Here is a 16,460-nt window from a genome sequence, read left to right on the forward strand (position 1 = left end):
CGCGTTCACTTATTGGTTGTGCTGGTAACTTTTTGGTATATTTCAAACAATTTTTCAGCGTAGGATTCTGCACTTAATGTACCCGTTAGCGCCATGCCATTGGTAACAAATAGCTGTTGAAGTTCCGGTGACCGCGCTATCGTAAGTATTTTGCTCGCTAAATCACTTGGGTTCAGAGGGTCGGCTATCAATCCATTTTCGCCATCTCTAACCAGTTCAGGGCCGGCGCCGTAACAAGACGCTACTATGGGAACCCGATTAAGCATTGCTTCAGTGATCACCAAACCAAAGGGCTCAGGTTCGATAGAACAATGCACGACAAGATCGCACAACTGGTAATATAAATCAGTCTCTTTCGTGTAACCTATGAACTGTACAATGTCAGCTAAGTTTTTTTTCACTACTTTATCAACCAAGCATTCCTTATAACCACCAAACTCAGAATCGTCGCCAATCATCAGTAGTTTAACATTAGGAAGAGCGTTAGCGACTATTTCAATTGCGTCAATACATTCAGCTTGGCCTTTCCAGTTAATTAAGCGTCCAAAAACACATATTACATAGCAACTTTGCAGCCCGAGTTCACTGCGTTTTTCAGCTAGTGCATGATCGTCGTATTGCTGAACGGCTTGTTGTACCGGATTTAACAACGTTGAAATTTTATCCTCAGCTATCCACCCGTGCGCCATTACGGTTTTATAGACGAAATTAGAAATAGAGATGTAATGAGCGCATTTTTGCAATGAATACCGAGTCATGCGGCTGTTGTCGTAAAAACAACCATGGAAATGCCAAACTATAGGTACGTTCAACCGCCTGGCAACACCATTACTGTCTAAACAATTATTATTGTGTATGACCTCAATATTCTTAGACTTTATGATTCTTGCAACATTACGCCGATAAGTGGAATTTTTGATCCATTCATAAATGGAAAAGCACCGTGACCATAGCGTGCGTGCTATTTTACTTTTGAAAGACTTAATTTTTGCATTGAAATCCAACCTATGTTTATAGGTAACCCCTTTTTGTAATTGGATAACTTCTGTGGTAGGTGAAAAATGATGCAAAATCAGCTCTGGATTAACGGGGGTGACAATAGTACACGTATGCCCCATAGCTTCTAGAGCGCGTGACGCACGGGCAGCAACCACCAGCGAACCACCGAACGAAAGGCCAATATCTATAAACAGAATCTGCAAAGGCTGCATGAGTTTACAACTTCCAAATATCAGACATATCTCTCTCAAGCATTAAAGAGGTTCGTTTGATGATATCTTCGTAGGCCTCTCGTTGCTGTTGCAGGGTTGCAGTAATAAACTGCTCTTGTGATGCAGGATCCACTTCTTTTATAGCTAACCCACGTAACTTCGATTTCACTGATTTGGGTATAACTTTAGCAAGAACCGACCACAGACCGGAATATGACAACTTGTGCATTAACCCATTACCTGCCGCTGACATCACTTTTTCTGGTCTTGTGTTGAGTTTGTTCTCAACCACTGAGTAATCGAACTCTGCAGTTAAATTCAAAAACGCGAAGATTTTATTTAGCTCAGCTTTGGGGTCTGCAATTAAGTCTTCAAAAATAGTGAAATGGATATTGTTACGCCCAAACAAACCAATAAATGGTTCGATTTGCATTGGATAATCAGAAAATGACTTATAACCTTCAAATTCCGCAAATGCTATGTCAAAGTTTTTTGTTTGACCATCGGTGACTTGAGGACGTCTTGTATGCCAATAGTGACTAATAGTTCGTTTCCAGGGGTTACGAAGTACATAGATGATTTTGGCTTCTGGAGAAAAATCCTTAATTCGCTCAGTCACTCTTTCATACTGAGGAATTTTAGCGTAATCCGTCGAGCCCTCTCCTACATACAAATGCGCTTCATTAGCCCCGGCAAACAATTCTAAATAAGCCAGCCATTCGTCCTCAGAGCGATTCGACAGCTTAAAAAAACCCGGTTCTTTAGGCTCACTCATAAACATTTGCGGATGAGTACTTAAGTAATGGTGAAGCGATGTAGTTCCCGACTTCATAGCACCAATAATAAAAAGATTAGGCTTTTTCACTATACTGTTTGCCTTTCTGACATTTATATTTTCCTTTTCGATTACACCAGTCTGCCCTCTAGGGTAAGAAGGTAGGTTTACTATCCCACAATTGCCAGCCCAACAAATAGAAATCGGTCTGCTCGTTATAGCCGCTGTTTGACCAGCCCATTACATAGCCCTTATCAAAGGAATTGTTTACTTCATCAAATACAAGTAGCGTCATATTACTAAAAATTAACGCCCACTCTTCGCCCTCAACACGTTTCCAAATTCGGTAGCCACCTGTTTTATCTTGAATATGAGCCGAGCGTTTTCGCTCAACAACAAATTCCACAACCTTGCCATTGTCTGCGGGGTCAAAACATATGGCTTTTTGATTGTCATTAATCTTATTTTTAATATAACCGATACCCTCATGCGAGCCAGAACGGTTGATTGTTGGGCGACAGTATGACACGCCTAATTCACCGCCAAAACCTGGTGGAATGGCTTTAGTTTCTAATGTCATACCCGCATTGGAGTACTGCCCTTGCCACTGAGTCGATAGCTTATTGTTTGATGGCTGCCCCTTGCTATCAATAGGCTCAAACGACACGCCGCTGCGCTGATTTGTTATTATCCGCCCAGCGCCCCAGTTTTGATCATAACGATGTTCATTGTCCGCAATGAATAAACGCTCCCCATCAAGTTTAGCGACTATCCCTCGAACCCCTTTATCTGTTATAACTTTATCACCAGGCAGCCACTCATTTCTGCTCAGTGCGTATGGCGCAATGAGGAGGACAGATTCTCTGTGGTAGAAGTTTACAGGTTGGCGAAAGACTAAATACTCCCAGCTATGCTCAAGAGGCTGGTAAATGGTATATCTAAATTCGCTGGTTGAGTCCCGATCAATATCTGTAGCTTTATACCTAAACCTTACGCCTTGCAATTCAGAGTTGGGAACTTGAACTATACCGCCGTGGCTACCTGACCAATCAACCACTCCTTCATTGACTTCAAATAAGTTGTTTACTTGAAAGTCAATGGCAGTCAAAGGAGTGGAAGATGCAGTTTTAGGCGTTGATGTTTCACATTCATGCCCGTGAACATATGCGGCAGTAACAAGCAGTGCAGTCGCAGCAAGTAGATAGTTTAGCCTAGTTGGCTTGCGTAATTTTTTTGGCATAATTTTTTGAAATAACATTAGAGTCGTACCTATTTTTTATAAGTGTACGTGCCTTACTACCAACACGCTCAGAGAAATTTACGTTGTCGATAATTGATGCTACAACAGAGCAAATTTGTTCAGCTGTTTCAGTTATGAACCCGCTTACACCATCTTCAACAGCTATCCCTTCAAATGCGATCTCGGTCCCAATAACAGGTAAACCGTGATTCATCGCATCAAGAACTTTTAACTTTGTTCCTCCCCCATCTCGCAAGGGGCATAAAAACGCTTGTGCGTTGGCATACATAAGTTCGATATCGTCTACGTAGCCATGTAGCTCTACAAAGTTGAAAGCGTTTGCTTTCTCTACAATTTCAGCCGAAGGATTTTTGCCTACAATATCAATGTGCACCTTTGCGCTCAGGGAGTTTAAACGTGGGCAGACCTCATCAAGCAGAAATAATATAGCATCTGTATTTGGGTACCAGTCTAAACCACCTACAAACAATAAGCGACCTACGGCTGGCTGTCGTTTCGGCGCTGGTAAGTAACTAACGCCGTTCGGCACAACCTCTATTGCTAGGCTGGGTTCAAGTTCCTTCAAGCTATGCTCATCTTTTTGGCTACAAACAATATGCGATTTGACTACTTGCATGTAGTAGCTGTCAAATTGCGCTATTTTTTTACTCTCAAGCTGATAATACAAACGCTTTAACCAGTTAGACTCTTTACTTGCTCTACGCGCCATCATAACGTGTTCGGCGTTATGGTGATTAACCGTGACTTTTGTACCGTGTTTCACCTCAGGGACCATTGCCATTAACCCCATCGTATCTACATGCACGTAGTCAAATGATTCAGAGCCTAGTGCTTTCAAGCGCGCTGCAAGTTTTGGCGAATGCAGCCAGCGTACCGAGTAAGGCTTGCGCGAAAATAGAGAAGTGAATGCTACTTGGAGCCTTGAGAAGCGGCTTTTCTCAGACGGCATTTCAAAAAATTCTATATTCACGCCTTGGCTCTGATAAAAGCTTTTTGCCTCTTTTAGCCCCGACTCTAAATCTTTAAAGTACGGTTTTATTAACCGTGGTTGTACCACACATAGAAGCGTTACGTCATGTTCTTGAACCACAGTGCTGAGTAACCCATGGGTTCTTATTAACAGTCCGCCTTTCGCTGGGTAAGGAACAAAATGATTTATCCAAAGCACGCGTTTTCTGGTGTTCGAATTTTTTCCTGTCATAAGAAGCTCTCAAAATACTGACGCTTTTTTAATTGTTCTGAAAATTTGCTGGTGTAGGTTAAGGAGTAGCTCAAATCATCAGCAAAGTATTTCTGCATTTCTTCGCCAATTAAGTTTTCAAGTTCAGGCGATGGCACACTCTCAAGCACAATATTGACGTGACCAAGCTTATGCTGTTCTACTTTGTAATTAACTAAAATATGATGTTCTAACGCTAAATTTTTAAACACATAGTAAAAGGTTAGCGCAGGATATTCTTTTGCATTCCCTTTGATAGAGGTACCCTTTCGGCCCAGTATTTCATCTAAAACTAGATGCTGTCGACCACAAGAACACATGTCTTCGCTTAGCTTTACGCAATCTCCCAGTCGATAGCGGATAATCGGAAAAGACAACGAAGCCAGATTCGTCACTAAAATTTCACTATTATCATCAACTTCAACGATAACCGTTTCCATACAGATGTGTTGGCTGCCATGCGGGCATTCAAAAGCGATAAGGCCTGACTCAGCTGCGCCATACTCACTGATCATTTTTTTACCGAACGCTTTCTCGATATTCGGTTGATAAGCATCTAAAATCATCTCAGACGTACCCTTTACCATCTTTATGCCTTCAATTTTTAGGCCCAAGTCATTTACTTTCTTGGCTATCTGATAAATCATTGATGAATAGCCAGACAAAAATTTTGCCCCGTTCAATTGTTTAGCGAAATGACTTATTGAGGCATCGTCGTACCGAAATATACGCATGCGATTTTGCAACCAATCCAATACTTTAATTTTAAAGGCTTTGGTTTGGTCGATGTTATAGCCCCAAAAATAACCGTTCTTATCCCAAACATTTACGTTGTACCAAGCATAGCTGCGCATAACGTTGGCTCGGTTGGTCGAGTCCCACTCTTCATTTCGATAAAACGCCAAAGATTCCCCACTGGTTCCAGAGGTTTCCGCAAGCATTCGCTTCTTAAACGGAAAAGCGGTATGTATCTCGGCGTTGTGCGTAATAAGAGTAGACTTATCAATGGTTGGAAAACGTTTAAGATCATCCAAGGTTTGTATATCGCTAGGCAGTAAACCATGCGTTATCATTTGCTGCCGGTAGTAAGGGCTATATTGATACGCCAATTCAATGAGTTTTTTTAGTTTTTTCAACTGCAGCGCATGTAATTCGTCTCTAGATAGTGACTCAGTGCCCTTAAGTTCTTTGAGTATGCTACGCAGAGACGGGTTGCGCTTGCTAGCACCTAACCAAAATATTACTTTTGCAAATGGAGACCACATAACTAATTAAACTCGTAAGCGCTGGGGTTTAGGCGAAAATCTAATGTAAGATATTTAGTTAACACTTCTAGCACCGAATAAGCATCAACATTATTTACTGCGGCACGTTGTACAAAAGCATGCATGGCCGTTTTATCCCACATATCATCCACCAGCAAATCTATGTATTCATGGAATGTGTCGTAACTAAAGAGAAAATCAAAATTGTTCCACCCCAACCCTTTCAATACTTTTCCTGATATTGTATTACTCGCCTTCTCATAAGAAATTCTTGCGAAACGCGAAAGCTCTTGCATTAAAATTGGCCGCTCAGCATTAACCAAAGTTGCCGCCATAGGAACTTTCAATAGCTTCGGAGCTCGTCGTTTCACAAGGTTTTGACTCACTTTGTAATTAACTCGGTGCCTGAATTTTAGTTGTAAGACCAGCTCTGCCAATCGTGAATCTGCATAGGGGTGGTGATAACCCATAAAGTTTTCGGCGGTCTTAGTTTGCAATGCAAAAAATTGCCGACTTGAGTGTTCCAACCGATAGCGTTCACTTAACTCATGCAGCCCCGACGTTTTGTGCTGCGTGTAATTCTGTAAAACTTGCTCAACATCGCGATTAAAATCTGCCCGTAAAGTGGCGGAATCAATTTCTTTTATCCAACACCAGGGATGCTTAACAAACCCTTTGCTTAACAATGGGGTTAGCAGTGTAATCGCTTCGTCGTTACCAATTTTGTCATACACATTCGGTCGCAAAATTGTATTAAAAAACGCTACCAAGCGAGAGTGATTATTACCTAGACTATTGTAACCGTAGTGGCCCGATATATGCTCGACTACTAAACCTGCACTAAGAGGAGCTTCTGAGCTTGAGTCCTGCATACTACTGGCGTAGTACCAGTGTGGAAACAACGCGCAGCCCAACTGCGCTAGCATTTCCAGCACTTGATTTCGACCAAATGGGGTGTTTTCAAGAGGTACAAAAGACATCGACTTTTGTAACGGCGCACCCAATTGAAATGCGATAGCAATTTCGCGGCTAGCGAGATGCCCATGTGTGTAGGTGTGAACTATTCGCTCTGGGTTCGAAGACAGCAACAAACGTGAATCCCAACCCGCGGAAAGCATTAAGGAAGTATGCGGGCTATTACACAATACGTGGTTTAAACGTTCGTCTACTGCATCTAGAGCCGATTCCACATTCGCTTCATTATCGCTCTGCCAATAGTCAAGGTTCGTTCTTTCTAACCTTTCCGCGGCGGCGGAATAAGTTACTCGTTGCAAAGGGCGCAGCAAGAAAACGTGTTTTAGCAGAGAACGTTCCCCAACAGTGTACGCATCGTTTATAAAGGTGAAGACACCGGCCCAGTCGCGCTCAAAGTCGCCGTAACGCACGAAGTTCTCAATACGATTTGACACCCACAGTGCCCCACCTTTTAAACCGTAAAACAAAGGCTCACTGCCTAAAAAGTCCGACTGTATGTTCAGCAAACCACGCGGAGCGTCAAAACTAATCAAGGTTCCCGTATGCTGTGTTGGCGACCACTGTTCTTGTATACACGTGTAAGCAGAATCGTCACTACCTAAATGACGGTCACCTAGATAGAGATTGAAAGCAGTCTCAGTGAATTCTAAATGCCTATTTTTAGAGCCTTGGTCAAAGTACAACCCGGCTTCGTTGTAGCGCTTACTCGTTTGAAAACTAGACGAAAGCTCGGGCGACCTTGCTTTCCCCCCGATGATGATCAAAAATCCTTTATCGACGCACGGCATTCCTTTTACCCTTATCGGCTATACGATTATTAATGATTAAAAATAAAGACGTTTGAAATGCAATGGAAATCCACAAAAACGGATAGTAACCAATAGTGACGAACTGACCGGCAATTGCAAAACCAAATATCCCAAGACGCAATCCTTTCCAAATTGAGAATAGCAATAACTCATCTGGTTTGGTTTCATCTAATTTAACTTTTAACCTTCGCGTAAGCGCAAGGGCAATAATAGCCATGTAAAACAACAACCCCGTAAAGCCGGCATCTGTCCCTACCTGAACGAAGATATTATGCGGTAGTTGCGCAGTCCCATAGAGCCTATCGTTAGGATAATGTACGTTGTAATATGGAATAAAATTATAAAAGCCAACCCCCAAAATGGGGTGTTCCGTCATCATTTCCCAACCATTTTTCCAGTACAAGGTTCTTTGAAGTGATGATTTATCTTCACCGATAGACGTAAACCGTTCTTTTTGCTCATCTGGCAACAATGTGAGCACACCATAGGTCAAAACAGCTACGGAAATAAGTACTTTTAAATTAAAGATTTTGCGCCAAAATAGGAATATGAGTTGTAACGCCAATGCCACTTGGGAGCCACGGCTACTGCTGCCCAAAATCGTTAGAATAGGACAGACAAATCCAGCAATTAAAATCCACTTTTCCCAAGTTTTACACGAGTCTTTGTGGTCAAGATAAAGGTAAATTGCTAAAGGGAAAAGCACAACCATCAATACCGCTAATTCGCCAGAGTTTTGAAAATAACCTTGTGGCCCCATGAGCCCCCACTGCGTGAAAGAAAAACCACGCATAACCCAAATGCGCGCCGTTCCAGCTGCAATTTTAAGAGCACAGAAAAACAGGATAAGAAAAAAGATAAAAAAACGTTCTCGGGTGGTTACTATCCAACAAATAAGGAAGTAAATAACAATCCATTGTATGAAGAAAATATAGTAACGCTGCGACCACTCGATGCTATACGCCACCAAGAAAGACGCATGCACGGCAAAACTGAAAAGCAAAACATAAATATGCATTGGATCCATGCGGAATTTTGCTTTTGGATCTGAAAATGCGGCAAGGAACGCTCCGGTAAGGAACACTTGAGCCCAAGGTATAAAATCTAAAAATGGGAATATTGCTTGCGGACGAAAGTATTCGACAAACAAGTACAAACAAACACATTTGAATGCAAAAGACTCAGCTTTAAAAAATTGCCAACTGTTTTTGATTTTTACAAAAAAAAATTGTTCCACTAACGAGGCAGGCGCTTTCACATCACTCACGGTTTATCCTATTTAAATTCTCAACGGCGTCGTGAATTATTCCTAAGCAGTGCTCAAAGAATATATCGTTCGTATTATACGGGTCATGAAGATAAACCGTAGAAGGTTTGGCGAAACTTCCAATAAACTGGGTTTCAACACCTAAATTTAGTGCTTGTAATTGAAGTAAATGAGAAGGTTCCATTACCAGCATGAGGTCACCGGTTTGAGGCTCATATAGGCTGATGTGCTGTGAAAGATGGCCCGATAAATCAAGCCCGCGTTTTGCAGCATAAGCGACCGCACGTTCATTTGCAGGGTCACCGCCTCGGCAATGCAAACCAAAAGAAATAGATTCAACACCTAGAGACCGAGCGACAACTTCTCCGTAAGGTGAACGACAGATATTACCACTGCACAAGAAAATAAGTCTTTTAAATGGTTGGCGAGAACGACTGTTCGTTTTATAAGCGCCAAACAAGGCTTTTGCGTTGAATTGACAGTATCTCAACAACCCCGTTTTAGAGCCGTAGTTATCGGCAATCCACTCTGTAAACATGTTATGCTTCTTTTTTTAAGTTCAAGAGCTGCATATAAGTATCCAAATATTGCGTCAACATGGCGTGTTCAGAAAAGTTCTCTTCTACCCGTATTCTACCTGCAGTATTTACTGTATGCCCAGCTCTAATGTTTGTCACTAGCCTATTTAACCCTGTAACGAACGCATCGGTATTGCAGTCAACCAGCTCGCCCTGTTGTGAGTCGCTAATTATTTCCTCAGGACCGCCGCAGCGCGTAGCTAATAGTGGTAAACCACTTGCCATTGCTTCAATGGTGCTAATGGAAAACCCTTCAGAGTCGGACGATAGCAAGAATCCGTCTAGACTCGACAAGTAACTCGACGTATTCTCAATGAACCCCAAAAAATGGCAGTCTCTAATTTCATTTTCTGCTATCAACGAATCTAGCTTAGATTTTATAGACGGTCGCGGATCTCCACCAATAACGAGGGCAGCATCAACTCCCGCTGCTTGAAGCTTACCAAAGGCTTCAACCATAATGTCGTAGCGTTTAGCTGGTCTCAGATTTCCAAGTGCGCCAAGTACTATTGTACTTTTTGACAATCCTAATCGACTGCGCAAATCACTATCTCGCTTTAGGGTGTAATCCTCAAGGCGAATACCGTTGTAAATTGTACGTGTTTTTTCTTTTACAAGCAGACCAGATGTAAACACCTTATCAAATAAGGAATTGCTAACCACCACAAATTGACTAATACCTTTGCGCATAAACCAAAGCTTAAGTCGCTTAAACTTTTCATTTGGCGCAATATCAACCATACCATGATATGTGGCAACCACGGGCACGCCCGTTAACAACCCTACTATTGCCGCGTAAACGTTAGAACCAAGTAAATGCGACTGGATGATAGTAATGTTGTGCTTTCGAACTAAACGCATTAGCTGCCATACTAATTTGACGTTAAAACTTCCGCCAGCAGGAATAATCTCGGTTTTAACATTGCGCTTCTGCAGTTGATCGTTTACGTATCCTTTTCCTTTTAAAACGGCCAAATTAAATTCAGCAGTGTTCTGTAACTTACTAGCGAGCGAGATAAAAACATCCTCTGCTCCGCCAGGACCAGTAGTATCAATTAAATGGAGAATTCTTAAGGTCATTAGGGTTTAACAAGAAAGCGAATGACTAAAACATTGTTCTATAGAATAACAAGCATTAAGCTTGGAGCAAGAAATCATTTTAGTCGCAGAAATATGGAACCAAAAGTAGTACTTGTATTGGATGCAAATCAACGCAGCGCTTTGGCAGCTACGCGTGCTATAGGTTGTCACACTCAATACACTGTAATTACCGCCGACGCCTCAAATAAGGCACTTGCAGGCCACTCAAAGTACAGTTCTGACTACATCACTTACCCTGACCCAGCTGTTAGCATTGAACCTTTCATTGCTTGGCTGATTCAGGCAATTAAAAAATTCAATATTGATTTTTTAATGCCCGTGACTGAAATCACAAGCCGTACTATATTAGAAAATAAACACGCACTACCGACCTGTCATTTGCCTTTTGCTCAATATAAAACGGTTCTTAACATTAGCAACAAGTCAGCTCTGACAAAGCGCGCTGCTGCGTTAGGAGTACCGATACCATACTCTGAGCATTTCACTTCGACAGCTGATGTTGATGTGTCGACGATAGCTTACCCTGTAGTTGTAAAACCTTCTTTGTCGCGCATTAAGGTTGACGACCAATGGCTTAATACTACGGTAACCGTTGCACGTAATGAGGCCGAATTAAGGCAAATTTTTTTAGAACACGATTATTTAGAACGACAAAGTTTTATGCTCCAAGAATTCATTGATGGTTTTGGAGCTGGGTTGTTTTGTTACTATCATAAAGGCCATCCAATCGCATTTTTTGCTCACCGACGAATTAGAGAAAAACCGCCTTCAGGTGGCGTAAGTGTGCTCAGCGAAAGCATCTCTGTTAGAGAAGATATGAAACGCTACGCAACTATGATCTTAGACGATGCAAAGTGGCACGGTGTGGCAATGGTAGAATTTCGAGTTGACGCAAAAAACACACCGCACTTAATGGAAATAAATACCCGCTTGTGGGGCTCATTACAGCTATCCGTTGATAGTGGGGTTAATTTTCCTATGCTGCTATTAGAGGGTGAGCTTAACGAACACCTGTCTGCTGTAAATAGCTTTAAAACCGGGCAACAACTGCGCTGGTTTTTAGGTGATGTCGATAATTTGTATTTACAATTGAAAGATAGGAACAAAAACACCTCGGAAAAACTACAAGCCGTGTTACGATTCCTGACACCTCGAATGAGCAATAGGAAACATGAAGTTAACCGCTTGGGTGACCTTGGACCAGCCTGGTACGAATTAAAACAATATTTTAAGTGATAGCGTTTACGTGAACTTTCTAAAACAATTAATAAAAACGTGTTTGGTCTGGGTAGCGGGCTCGGTAGGCTGGCATTTTGCAACAAATAAACCCGGGCGTTTAATTATTCTGATGTATCATAGAGTTCTGCCTGCTGACGACCATCGAACTCGATTCGAAGAGCCAGGAATGATCGTGACTCCTGATACATTTGCATTGCATTTAGCTACATTGCAGCAAAGTAACCTTGAAGTTGTAGATTTAACTGATTGGGTAAAGAACCGCGACAACTATGCACAGCAAACTTGTGTTGCTATTACATTCGATGACGGTTGGCGCGATAACTTTGAATTTGCGTTTCCGTTATTGCAGGAAAAACGAATTCCAGCAACTATTTTTGCAGTTGAAGAACATATCGGTAAAGGCGTTCAGTTTTGGCCGAATAGAGTAGCTAAGCTTCTGCTATCAGACCACAGAAATGAGGCTTTTCTCGATATCTTACAACAACAGCTTGGACGGCTTCCCAACGAATTTAATCGCGAATCAGTCAGCGCTTTGATTCAAGAACTCAAAAAGTTTAACGATGATCAGATTTATTCTTGGCTTGCCAGTATAGATGATACAGGCGATTCACCGCGTGAAATGATGAACGAAGAAGAGTTCGAACAGTCACTCAACAAAGCGAACATCGCAATAGGTAGTCATACTTTAAGTCATTGCCGTCTTAATGACTTTACCGAAGATAGTGTCCTACACAATGAAGTCGTGATGAGCAAAAAACGGCTTGAAGCTAGGTTTGGTAATGAAATAGAGCTGTTTTGCTTCCCCAATGGTGACTATTCAGCCAGTGCTCTGAATTTGGTCGCGCAACACTATAAAGCAGCGGTGACAACCAAGCGCGGTCACGTAGATGAATTTACCCCACACGAATTAAAGCGTATTGGTGTACACAATGACATTAGCGATACCAAGATTAAGTTTAAAGCTCGCATGTCTGGATGGATTTAAACTAAAGGCACTATTTTGAGTATCACAACGCAAACTAAAGCTGCCAACCGGTTTGAATCTATAGACTCTTTTCGTGGAATTGCGGCGCTACTGGTAGTTCTTTATCACTTAAGTGGAAGTTTAGAAAAACAACTCGACCCGTTATTGTTTGACTGGTTAAACACGTTTATGGACTTTGGTTTTGTTGGCGTCCCTATCTTCTTCGTTATAAGTGGGTTTGCAATTGCCTACAGCCTTAAAAACATCCGCATGACATCTCGTAATGTAGGTGTCTTTTTCTTGCGGCGCAGTATTCGATTAGATTTTACTTATTGGGTATGCATAGCGCTGAGTATCTTACTCTTGGTCGCAAAGAACCTGGTCACTAGTGAAAATGAAGCGCTTCCGTCGGTTTCTGATGTACTTTTTCACATGTTTTACATTCAAGATCTGGCTCAAATAGACTACTCCATCTCAGTGGTATATTGGACGTTGTGCTTGGAAATCCAATTCTACTTATTCTTCGTTGTTTGCTTGGCTGCCTGTAGAGCCATCTCGAGAACCCACAATACGGAACTTATGGTATTACTGCTGCTTATCACCGGGTTTTGGTCATTGCTGGTCGACTACAAATTCATTGACAATTTATTACCCGGACTGTTTGTGCCATTCTGGCACTACTTTGTTTTTGGCGTTTTATTTGCAAACATCGTCCTAAATCGTCCACTTGCGAAGTTAATGTTTATTTTGTGGTCGACAATAGAATGCGTGTTCCTACTCTTCATCCATGTAAAATACTTTGCCCTTGCGGGTACGGGCTTTGCGCTAGCTTTATATGTTTTATGGTACTGCAATGCTCTGCAGACTATTCATTCAAAGTCACTCGCATATCTAGCTGCAATTAGTTATCCACTATATTTATTGCACCCTGATTTCGGATGGAAAACTATTGCGGTGTTAGAGAGATTGTTGCCTATTAAGAATAGTCCGCTTTTGACCCTAATGATCTTTGCTATGGGCATTGTAGCTAGCATCATTTCAGCGCACGTCGTACATAAATTTATCGAGGCGCCCAGTCAGCGTTTGAGCAAAAAATTCAGTATGCAAAAAGCATTCTGAACATTATAGCTCTCGCTGAGCAGGTAATTACCTATACGGAATGGTATTATTTGTTGAGCAGTTGTTTGTACAATTTCAGCATTGATACGGCGTTATTCTTTGCTGAGTACTGCATACTAAAAAGAGGTCTAGTTTTTTGTTGCAGCACGTCTAGCAACCTTTCAGCGTAAGCATCAGCATTGTGTTCTGCAACAAGCCCACTTGGGAAATTTGCGGTTAATAGATGGACCAAGCCCCCCGTACGATGCGCAACTATCGGCACACCCAATGCACAGCATTCGAGCGCGGTCATTGGAAGCCCCTCGTGATCAGAAGGCATTAACACAGCATCCATTTTAGCCATACAAGCGACAATGTCACTCCTGTGACCATAAAACTCAACACTCGCTAAGATACCTAGCTCAGCAGCCATTTTTTTCGCTGTGGAAAGTTCACTACCATCGCCAAACACGTGAAACCTGTATGCAGAGTCACCTTTATTCTCACCAACTAACTGTTTTGCCACCGCTAAAAACAAGTCTATGCGTTTTACTGGCTCAACTCGTCCAACAAAACCTATATTAAGTTTGCTTGGTGATGCTAACTTAAACTCACTTACACTCAATGCCTGATGAACTTCAGAAGGGTCTATTCCATTTTCAATCACGTGAATGTGTGAAAGCTTAAAATCGTGGTTTAACTTGTTAGCCAGATCGCTCGATACTGCGATAACGGCAGATTGAAGCCTACTACCACAAAAGTTATCTAATTTATGTTGAATAGTTTGTTTCCAATTGCGCTTAAACTCCGGTGCACCGTGCACTGTACGCACACAGACTGCATCCCGCACAAAAAAGCTCGCTAGGCTACCAAGGATATTTTCTTTTTGCCGATGTGTGTGCACTATATTAGGTTTAAGCAGCGTTAAATGACGCCTTATTTTGCGAAATAAATCAGCAAAACTAAATTTAGTTTCGTCAAAAACAGCTACATCGATACCTTTCTGTTTCAATCGCTGCTCAAGGTCGCCAGTGTTGAGCACAATCACGTGAACATCTTCTGTAAGCGCTTGATTCGAGGCTAAAGTTAACAACTGAACTTCTGCACCGGCCCATTTATCCCCTGAAGCAATATGCACAATTCGCATTATTTGCCCACTTGTACAGAAATCGAGTACAACATGTCAGCGTAGAATTCGAGTTCGGCCTGAGATACTGTTTTATCGCATTGTCTATTACAGTCAATATGAAGAACGAGTGCAGATGATGGCACACCCTTAAGCGAATGTTTTAACTGCAACAGCTTAGTTTGTAAGTCACCTGTAGCTGTGTCTTCAGCTACTTTAAATACCCACAATACATAACCGCCAGTTTTGCGTTTTTGGGCAATGTTAACAGGGCCCAACTCACCACTTATAACTGTTACATTCTCTAATTCATTACCGACAGTGTTAGCAAAGTAAATCAACTCTTTGCCTTGAGCTTGGTTCATATAGCTAGACACAAATAGCGTTGCCGCTGATTGACTCAACGGTTTTAAATAAACGGCATTGAAGTCGCTGCCAATGAAACTAACGCCTTTGTCAGAAAACCAGTCGTTTGACTGCACAGCAAAACCGTCGGGAACATTAACTTGAAATTCTTCTACAACTAAAGATTTATTGGCTTGGACGCTTTTGTACAGGGGAAAAAGAACTAAGGTAAAAACGGCCAGAGCCAGAGCAACATAATTGCGTGCGGTAAACTGCTTTAATTTAGGAGTCTCAGCCTCAGGTGAGTTATTGGCATATTTACGCGTGAACCACTCCATCAGAAAGAAGTATATGGCTAGGAGTATAGCGAACGTAACCCAGCCAAAGAAGCCGTGTTCATGTACTAGGCTACTTTGCATTTCTGAATAGTAGCCAATCATTATCAGCAGATATACACGTATCCAATTTCCAATTAATGCAAATACTGCGATTAACAACAAGGCGAATACCTTGTGGCGCCACGTTTGCAAGTTTAAATATCCGTAAAAAACGCCCATACAAACGCCTGCCAGCATGTAATTTAAGCCTGCACAACCATCTGCAATGCGCATTACACCGTAAGGTAAATGAATATCATAACCATCGATAAACGCGGTGATACCAGATAAACGGACGAAAATAGATACAATGAAAGTAGTTAAGTCTTGCAAAGGATCGAGAAAAAAATCAGCTACAGGAATTGCAAGAAACAAAGAAAACACGGGAACTGCTGCTTTCAACGCATTTCTAAACCCTACAATCGAAATCAGTAAATAGAAAAGAATGAAGGGAACAAGCATCTGTTGTGCTAGGCGCACTTGAACACTCACCGCGGCAAACCAAACCGCGCCAATAGCAAGCCCAAATAGGCAAACCAAAAAAGATGGGGAAGGAACTAACCAGCGTCGGTCTATATACAACGCATAGAGCGAGAAAGCCAATAGTACGTAGCCATGTGAATACGTATGGTTATTCTCAGTCCAAATATTGTGTAGTGACAGAAACGTTTCCTGATAGGCCCAACTAACTACACCTAAACAAAGAAATACGACCAATCCAAAGGCCCAACGATTAAAGGGCATAAACCTGTTTTCCTTTCCATATCATTTGTGAACAAATTCCAGTTTTGGCTACATTAAATCAAACTTATAGCCCTTGATCTACGTACTTTTTCAGATAATTCATTGC

Annotated in this window: 14 protein-coding genes; 3 read left to right on the forward strand and 11 right to left on the reverse strand. The window is 41.8% G+C overall.

Translation table 11 applies throughout. The features are described 5' to 3' along the window. Window positions 1–5: 5 nt before the first annotated feature. From ACXAER_RS04285 to ACXAER_RS04325, 9 genes are read right to left on the reverse strand one after another with little or no spacing between them, the layout of a single operon-like run. A complete protein-coding gene (locus tag ACXAER_RS04285; RefSeq protein ID WP_474826869.1) occupies window positions 6–1,211 on the reverse strand; it encodes a glycosyltransferase family 4 protein in 1,206 nt (401 codons plus the stop codon). 4 nt (window positions 1,212–1,215) lie between these two features. Continuing rightward, window positions 1,216–2,076: a sulfotransferase family protein gene (locus ACXAER_RS04290; RefSeq protein ID WP_474826871.1), complete on the reverse strand. Its 861-nt coding sequence runs from the start codon at window positions 2,074–2,076 to the stop codon at window positions 1,216–1,218. 58 nt (window positions 2,077–2,134) lie between these two features. Further along, window positions 2,135–3,244, reverse strand: coding sequence for a hypothetical protein (locus ACXAER_RS04295; RefSeq protein WP_474826875.1), 1,110 nt, complete (start codon window positions 3,242–3,244; stop codon window positions 2,135–2,137). Beyond that, the gene (locus ACXAER_RS04300) at window positions 3,198–4,448 is read right to left on the reverse strand and encodes a glycosyltransferase family 4 protein (RefSeq protein WP_474826877.1); all 1,251 of its coding nucleotides are present in this window, start codon (window positions 4,446–4,448) and stop codon (window positions 3,198–3,200) included. Before ACXAER_RS04300 ends, ACXAER_RS04295 begins: the two co-directional genes overlap by 47 nt. Next, complete coding sequence (locus tag ACXAER_RS04305; RefSeq protein WP_474826879.1) at window positions 4,445–5,731, reverse strand: phenylacetate--CoA ligase family protein; 1,287 nt, start codon at window positions 5,729–5,731, stop codon at window positions 4,445–4,447. Before ACXAER_RS04305 ends, ACXAER_RS04300 begins: the two co-directional genes overlap by 4 nt. A 2-nt stretch (window positions 5,732–5,733) precedes the next feature. Next, complete coding sequence (locus ACXAER_RS04310) at window positions 5,734–7,494, reverse strand: hypothetical protein (protein ID WP_474826882.1); 1,761 nt, start codon at window positions 7,492–7,494, stop codon at window positions 5,734–5,736. Next, the gene (locus ACXAER_RS04315) at window positions 7,478–8,782 is read right to left on the reverse strand and encodes an O-antigen ligase family protein (protein ID WP_474826885.1); all 1,305 of its coding nucleotides are present in this window, start codon (window positions 8,780–8,782) and stop codon (window positions 7,478–7,480) included. Before ACXAER_RS04315 ends, ACXAER_RS04310 begins: the two co-directional genes overlap by 17 nt. Then, the gene (locus ACXAER_RS04320) at window positions 8,775–9,320 is read right to left on the reverse strand and encodes an arsenate-mycothiol transferase ArsC (protein ID WP_474826886.1); all 546 of its coding nucleotides are present in this window, start codon (window positions 9,318–9,320) and stop codon (window positions 8,775–8,777) included. The genes ACXAER_RS04315 and ACXAER_RS04320 overlap by 8 nt, the downstream gene beginning before the upstream one ends. A 1-nt stretch (window position 9,321) precedes the next feature. Continuing rightward, the gene (locus ACXAER_RS04325) at window positions 9,322–10,440 is read right to left on the reverse strand and encodes a glycosyltransferase (RefSeq protein ID WP_474826891.1); all 1,119 of its coding nucleotides are present in this window, start codon (window positions 10,438–10,440) and stop codon (window positions 9,322–9,324) included. 93 nt (window positions 10,441–10,533) lie between these two features. Here ACXAER_RS04325 and ACXAER_RS04330 point away from each other — a divergent pair, with 93 nt between their 5' ends. From ACXAER_RS04330 to ACXAER_RS04340, 3 genes are all read left to right on the forward strand, one after another. Further along, a complete protein-coding gene (locus ACXAER_RS04330) occupies window positions 10,534–11,697 on the forward strand; it encodes a carboxylate--amine ligase (RefSeq protein WP_474826894.1) in 1,164 nt (387 codons plus the stop codon). A gap of 169 nt (window positions 11,698–11,866) precedes the next feature. Continuing rightward, window positions 11,867–12,685 carry a polysaccharide deacetylase family protein gene (locus ACXAER_RS04335; protein ID WP_474826898.1) on the forward strand — a complete coding sequence of 273 codons (819 nt, stop codon included), beginning with the start codon at window positions 11,867–11,869 and terminating at the stop codon, window positions 12,683–12,685. 15 nt (window positions 12,686–12,700) lie between these two features. Next, window positions 12,701–13,783 (forward strand): acyltransferase family protein, encoded by a 1,083-nt coding sequence (locus ACXAER_RS04340; protein WP_474826901.1) that lies wholly within the window; start codon window positions 12,701–12,703, stop codon window positions 13,781–13,783. Between the two features lie 46 nt (window positions 13,784–13,829). On the opposite strand, the gene ACXAER_RS04345 is transcribed toward ACXAER_RS04340, so the two are convergent. Both ACXAER_RS04345 and xrt read right to left on the reverse strand, forming a co-directional pair. After that, window positions 13,830–14,909 carry a glycosyltransferase gene (locus tag ACXAER_RS04345; RefSeq protein ID WP_474826903.1) on the reverse strand — a complete coding sequence of 360 codons (1,080 nt, stop codon included), beginning with the start codon at window positions 14,907–14,909 and terminating at the stop codon, window positions 13,830–13,832. After that, entirely contained in the window at window positions 14,909–16,354 is a 1,446-nt protein-coding gene (gene xrt, locus ACXAER_RS04350) for an exosortase (RefSeq protein WP_474826907.1), read from the reverse strand. Before xrt ends, ACXAER_RS04345 begins: the two co-directional genes overlap by 1 nt. Window positions 16,355–16,460: the final 106 nt, after the last annotated feature.

It is taken from the genome of Alteromonas sp. AWJ4_199 (genome assembly GCF_056159165.1).

Coding starts and splice junctions, on each gene's coding strand:
- ACXAER_RS04285 (WP_474826869.1), bottom strand. CDS start 1,211: ATGCAGCCTTTGCAGATTCTGTTTATAGATATTGGCCTTTCGTTCGGT.
- ACXAER_RS04295 (WP_474826875.1), bottom strand. CDS start 3,244: ATGTTATTTCAAAAAATTATGCCAAAAAAATTACGCAAGCCAACTAGG.
- ACXAER_RS04300 (WP_474826877.1), bottom strand. CDS start 4,448: ATGACAGGAAAAAATTCGAACACCAGAAAACGCGTGCTTTGGATAAAT.
- ACXAER_RS04305 (WP_474826879.1), bottom strand. CDS start 5,731: ATGTGGTCTCCATTTGCAAAAGTAATATTTTGGTTAGGTGCTAGCAAG.
- ACXAER_RS04310 (WP_474826882.1), bottom strand. CDS start 7,494: ATGCCGTGCGTCGATAAAGGATTTTTGATCATCATCGGGGGGAAAGCA.
- ACXAER_RS04320 (WP_474826886.1), bottom strand. CDS start 9,320: ATGTTTACAGAGTGGATTGCCGATAACTACGGCTCTAAAACGGGGTTG.
- ACXAER_RS04325 (WP_474826891.1), bottom strand. CDS start 10,440: ATGACCTTAAGAATTCTCCATTTAATTGATACTACTGGTCCTGGCGGA.
- ACXAER_RS04330 (WP_474826894.1), top strand. CDS start 10,534: ATGGAACCAAAAGTAGTACTTGTATTGGATGCAAATCAACGCAGCGCT.
- ACXAER_RS04335 (WP_474826898.1), top strand. CDS start 11,867: ATGATCGTGACTCCTGATACATTTGCATTGCATTTAGCTACATTGCAG.
- ACXAER_RS04345 (WP_474826903.1), bottom strand. CDS start 14,909: ATGCGAATTGTGCATATTGCTTCAGGGGATAAATGGGCCGGTGCAGAA.
- xrt (WP_474826907.1), bottom strand. CDS start 16,354: ATGCCCTTTAATCGTTGGGCCTTTGGATTGGTCGTATTTCTTTGTTTA.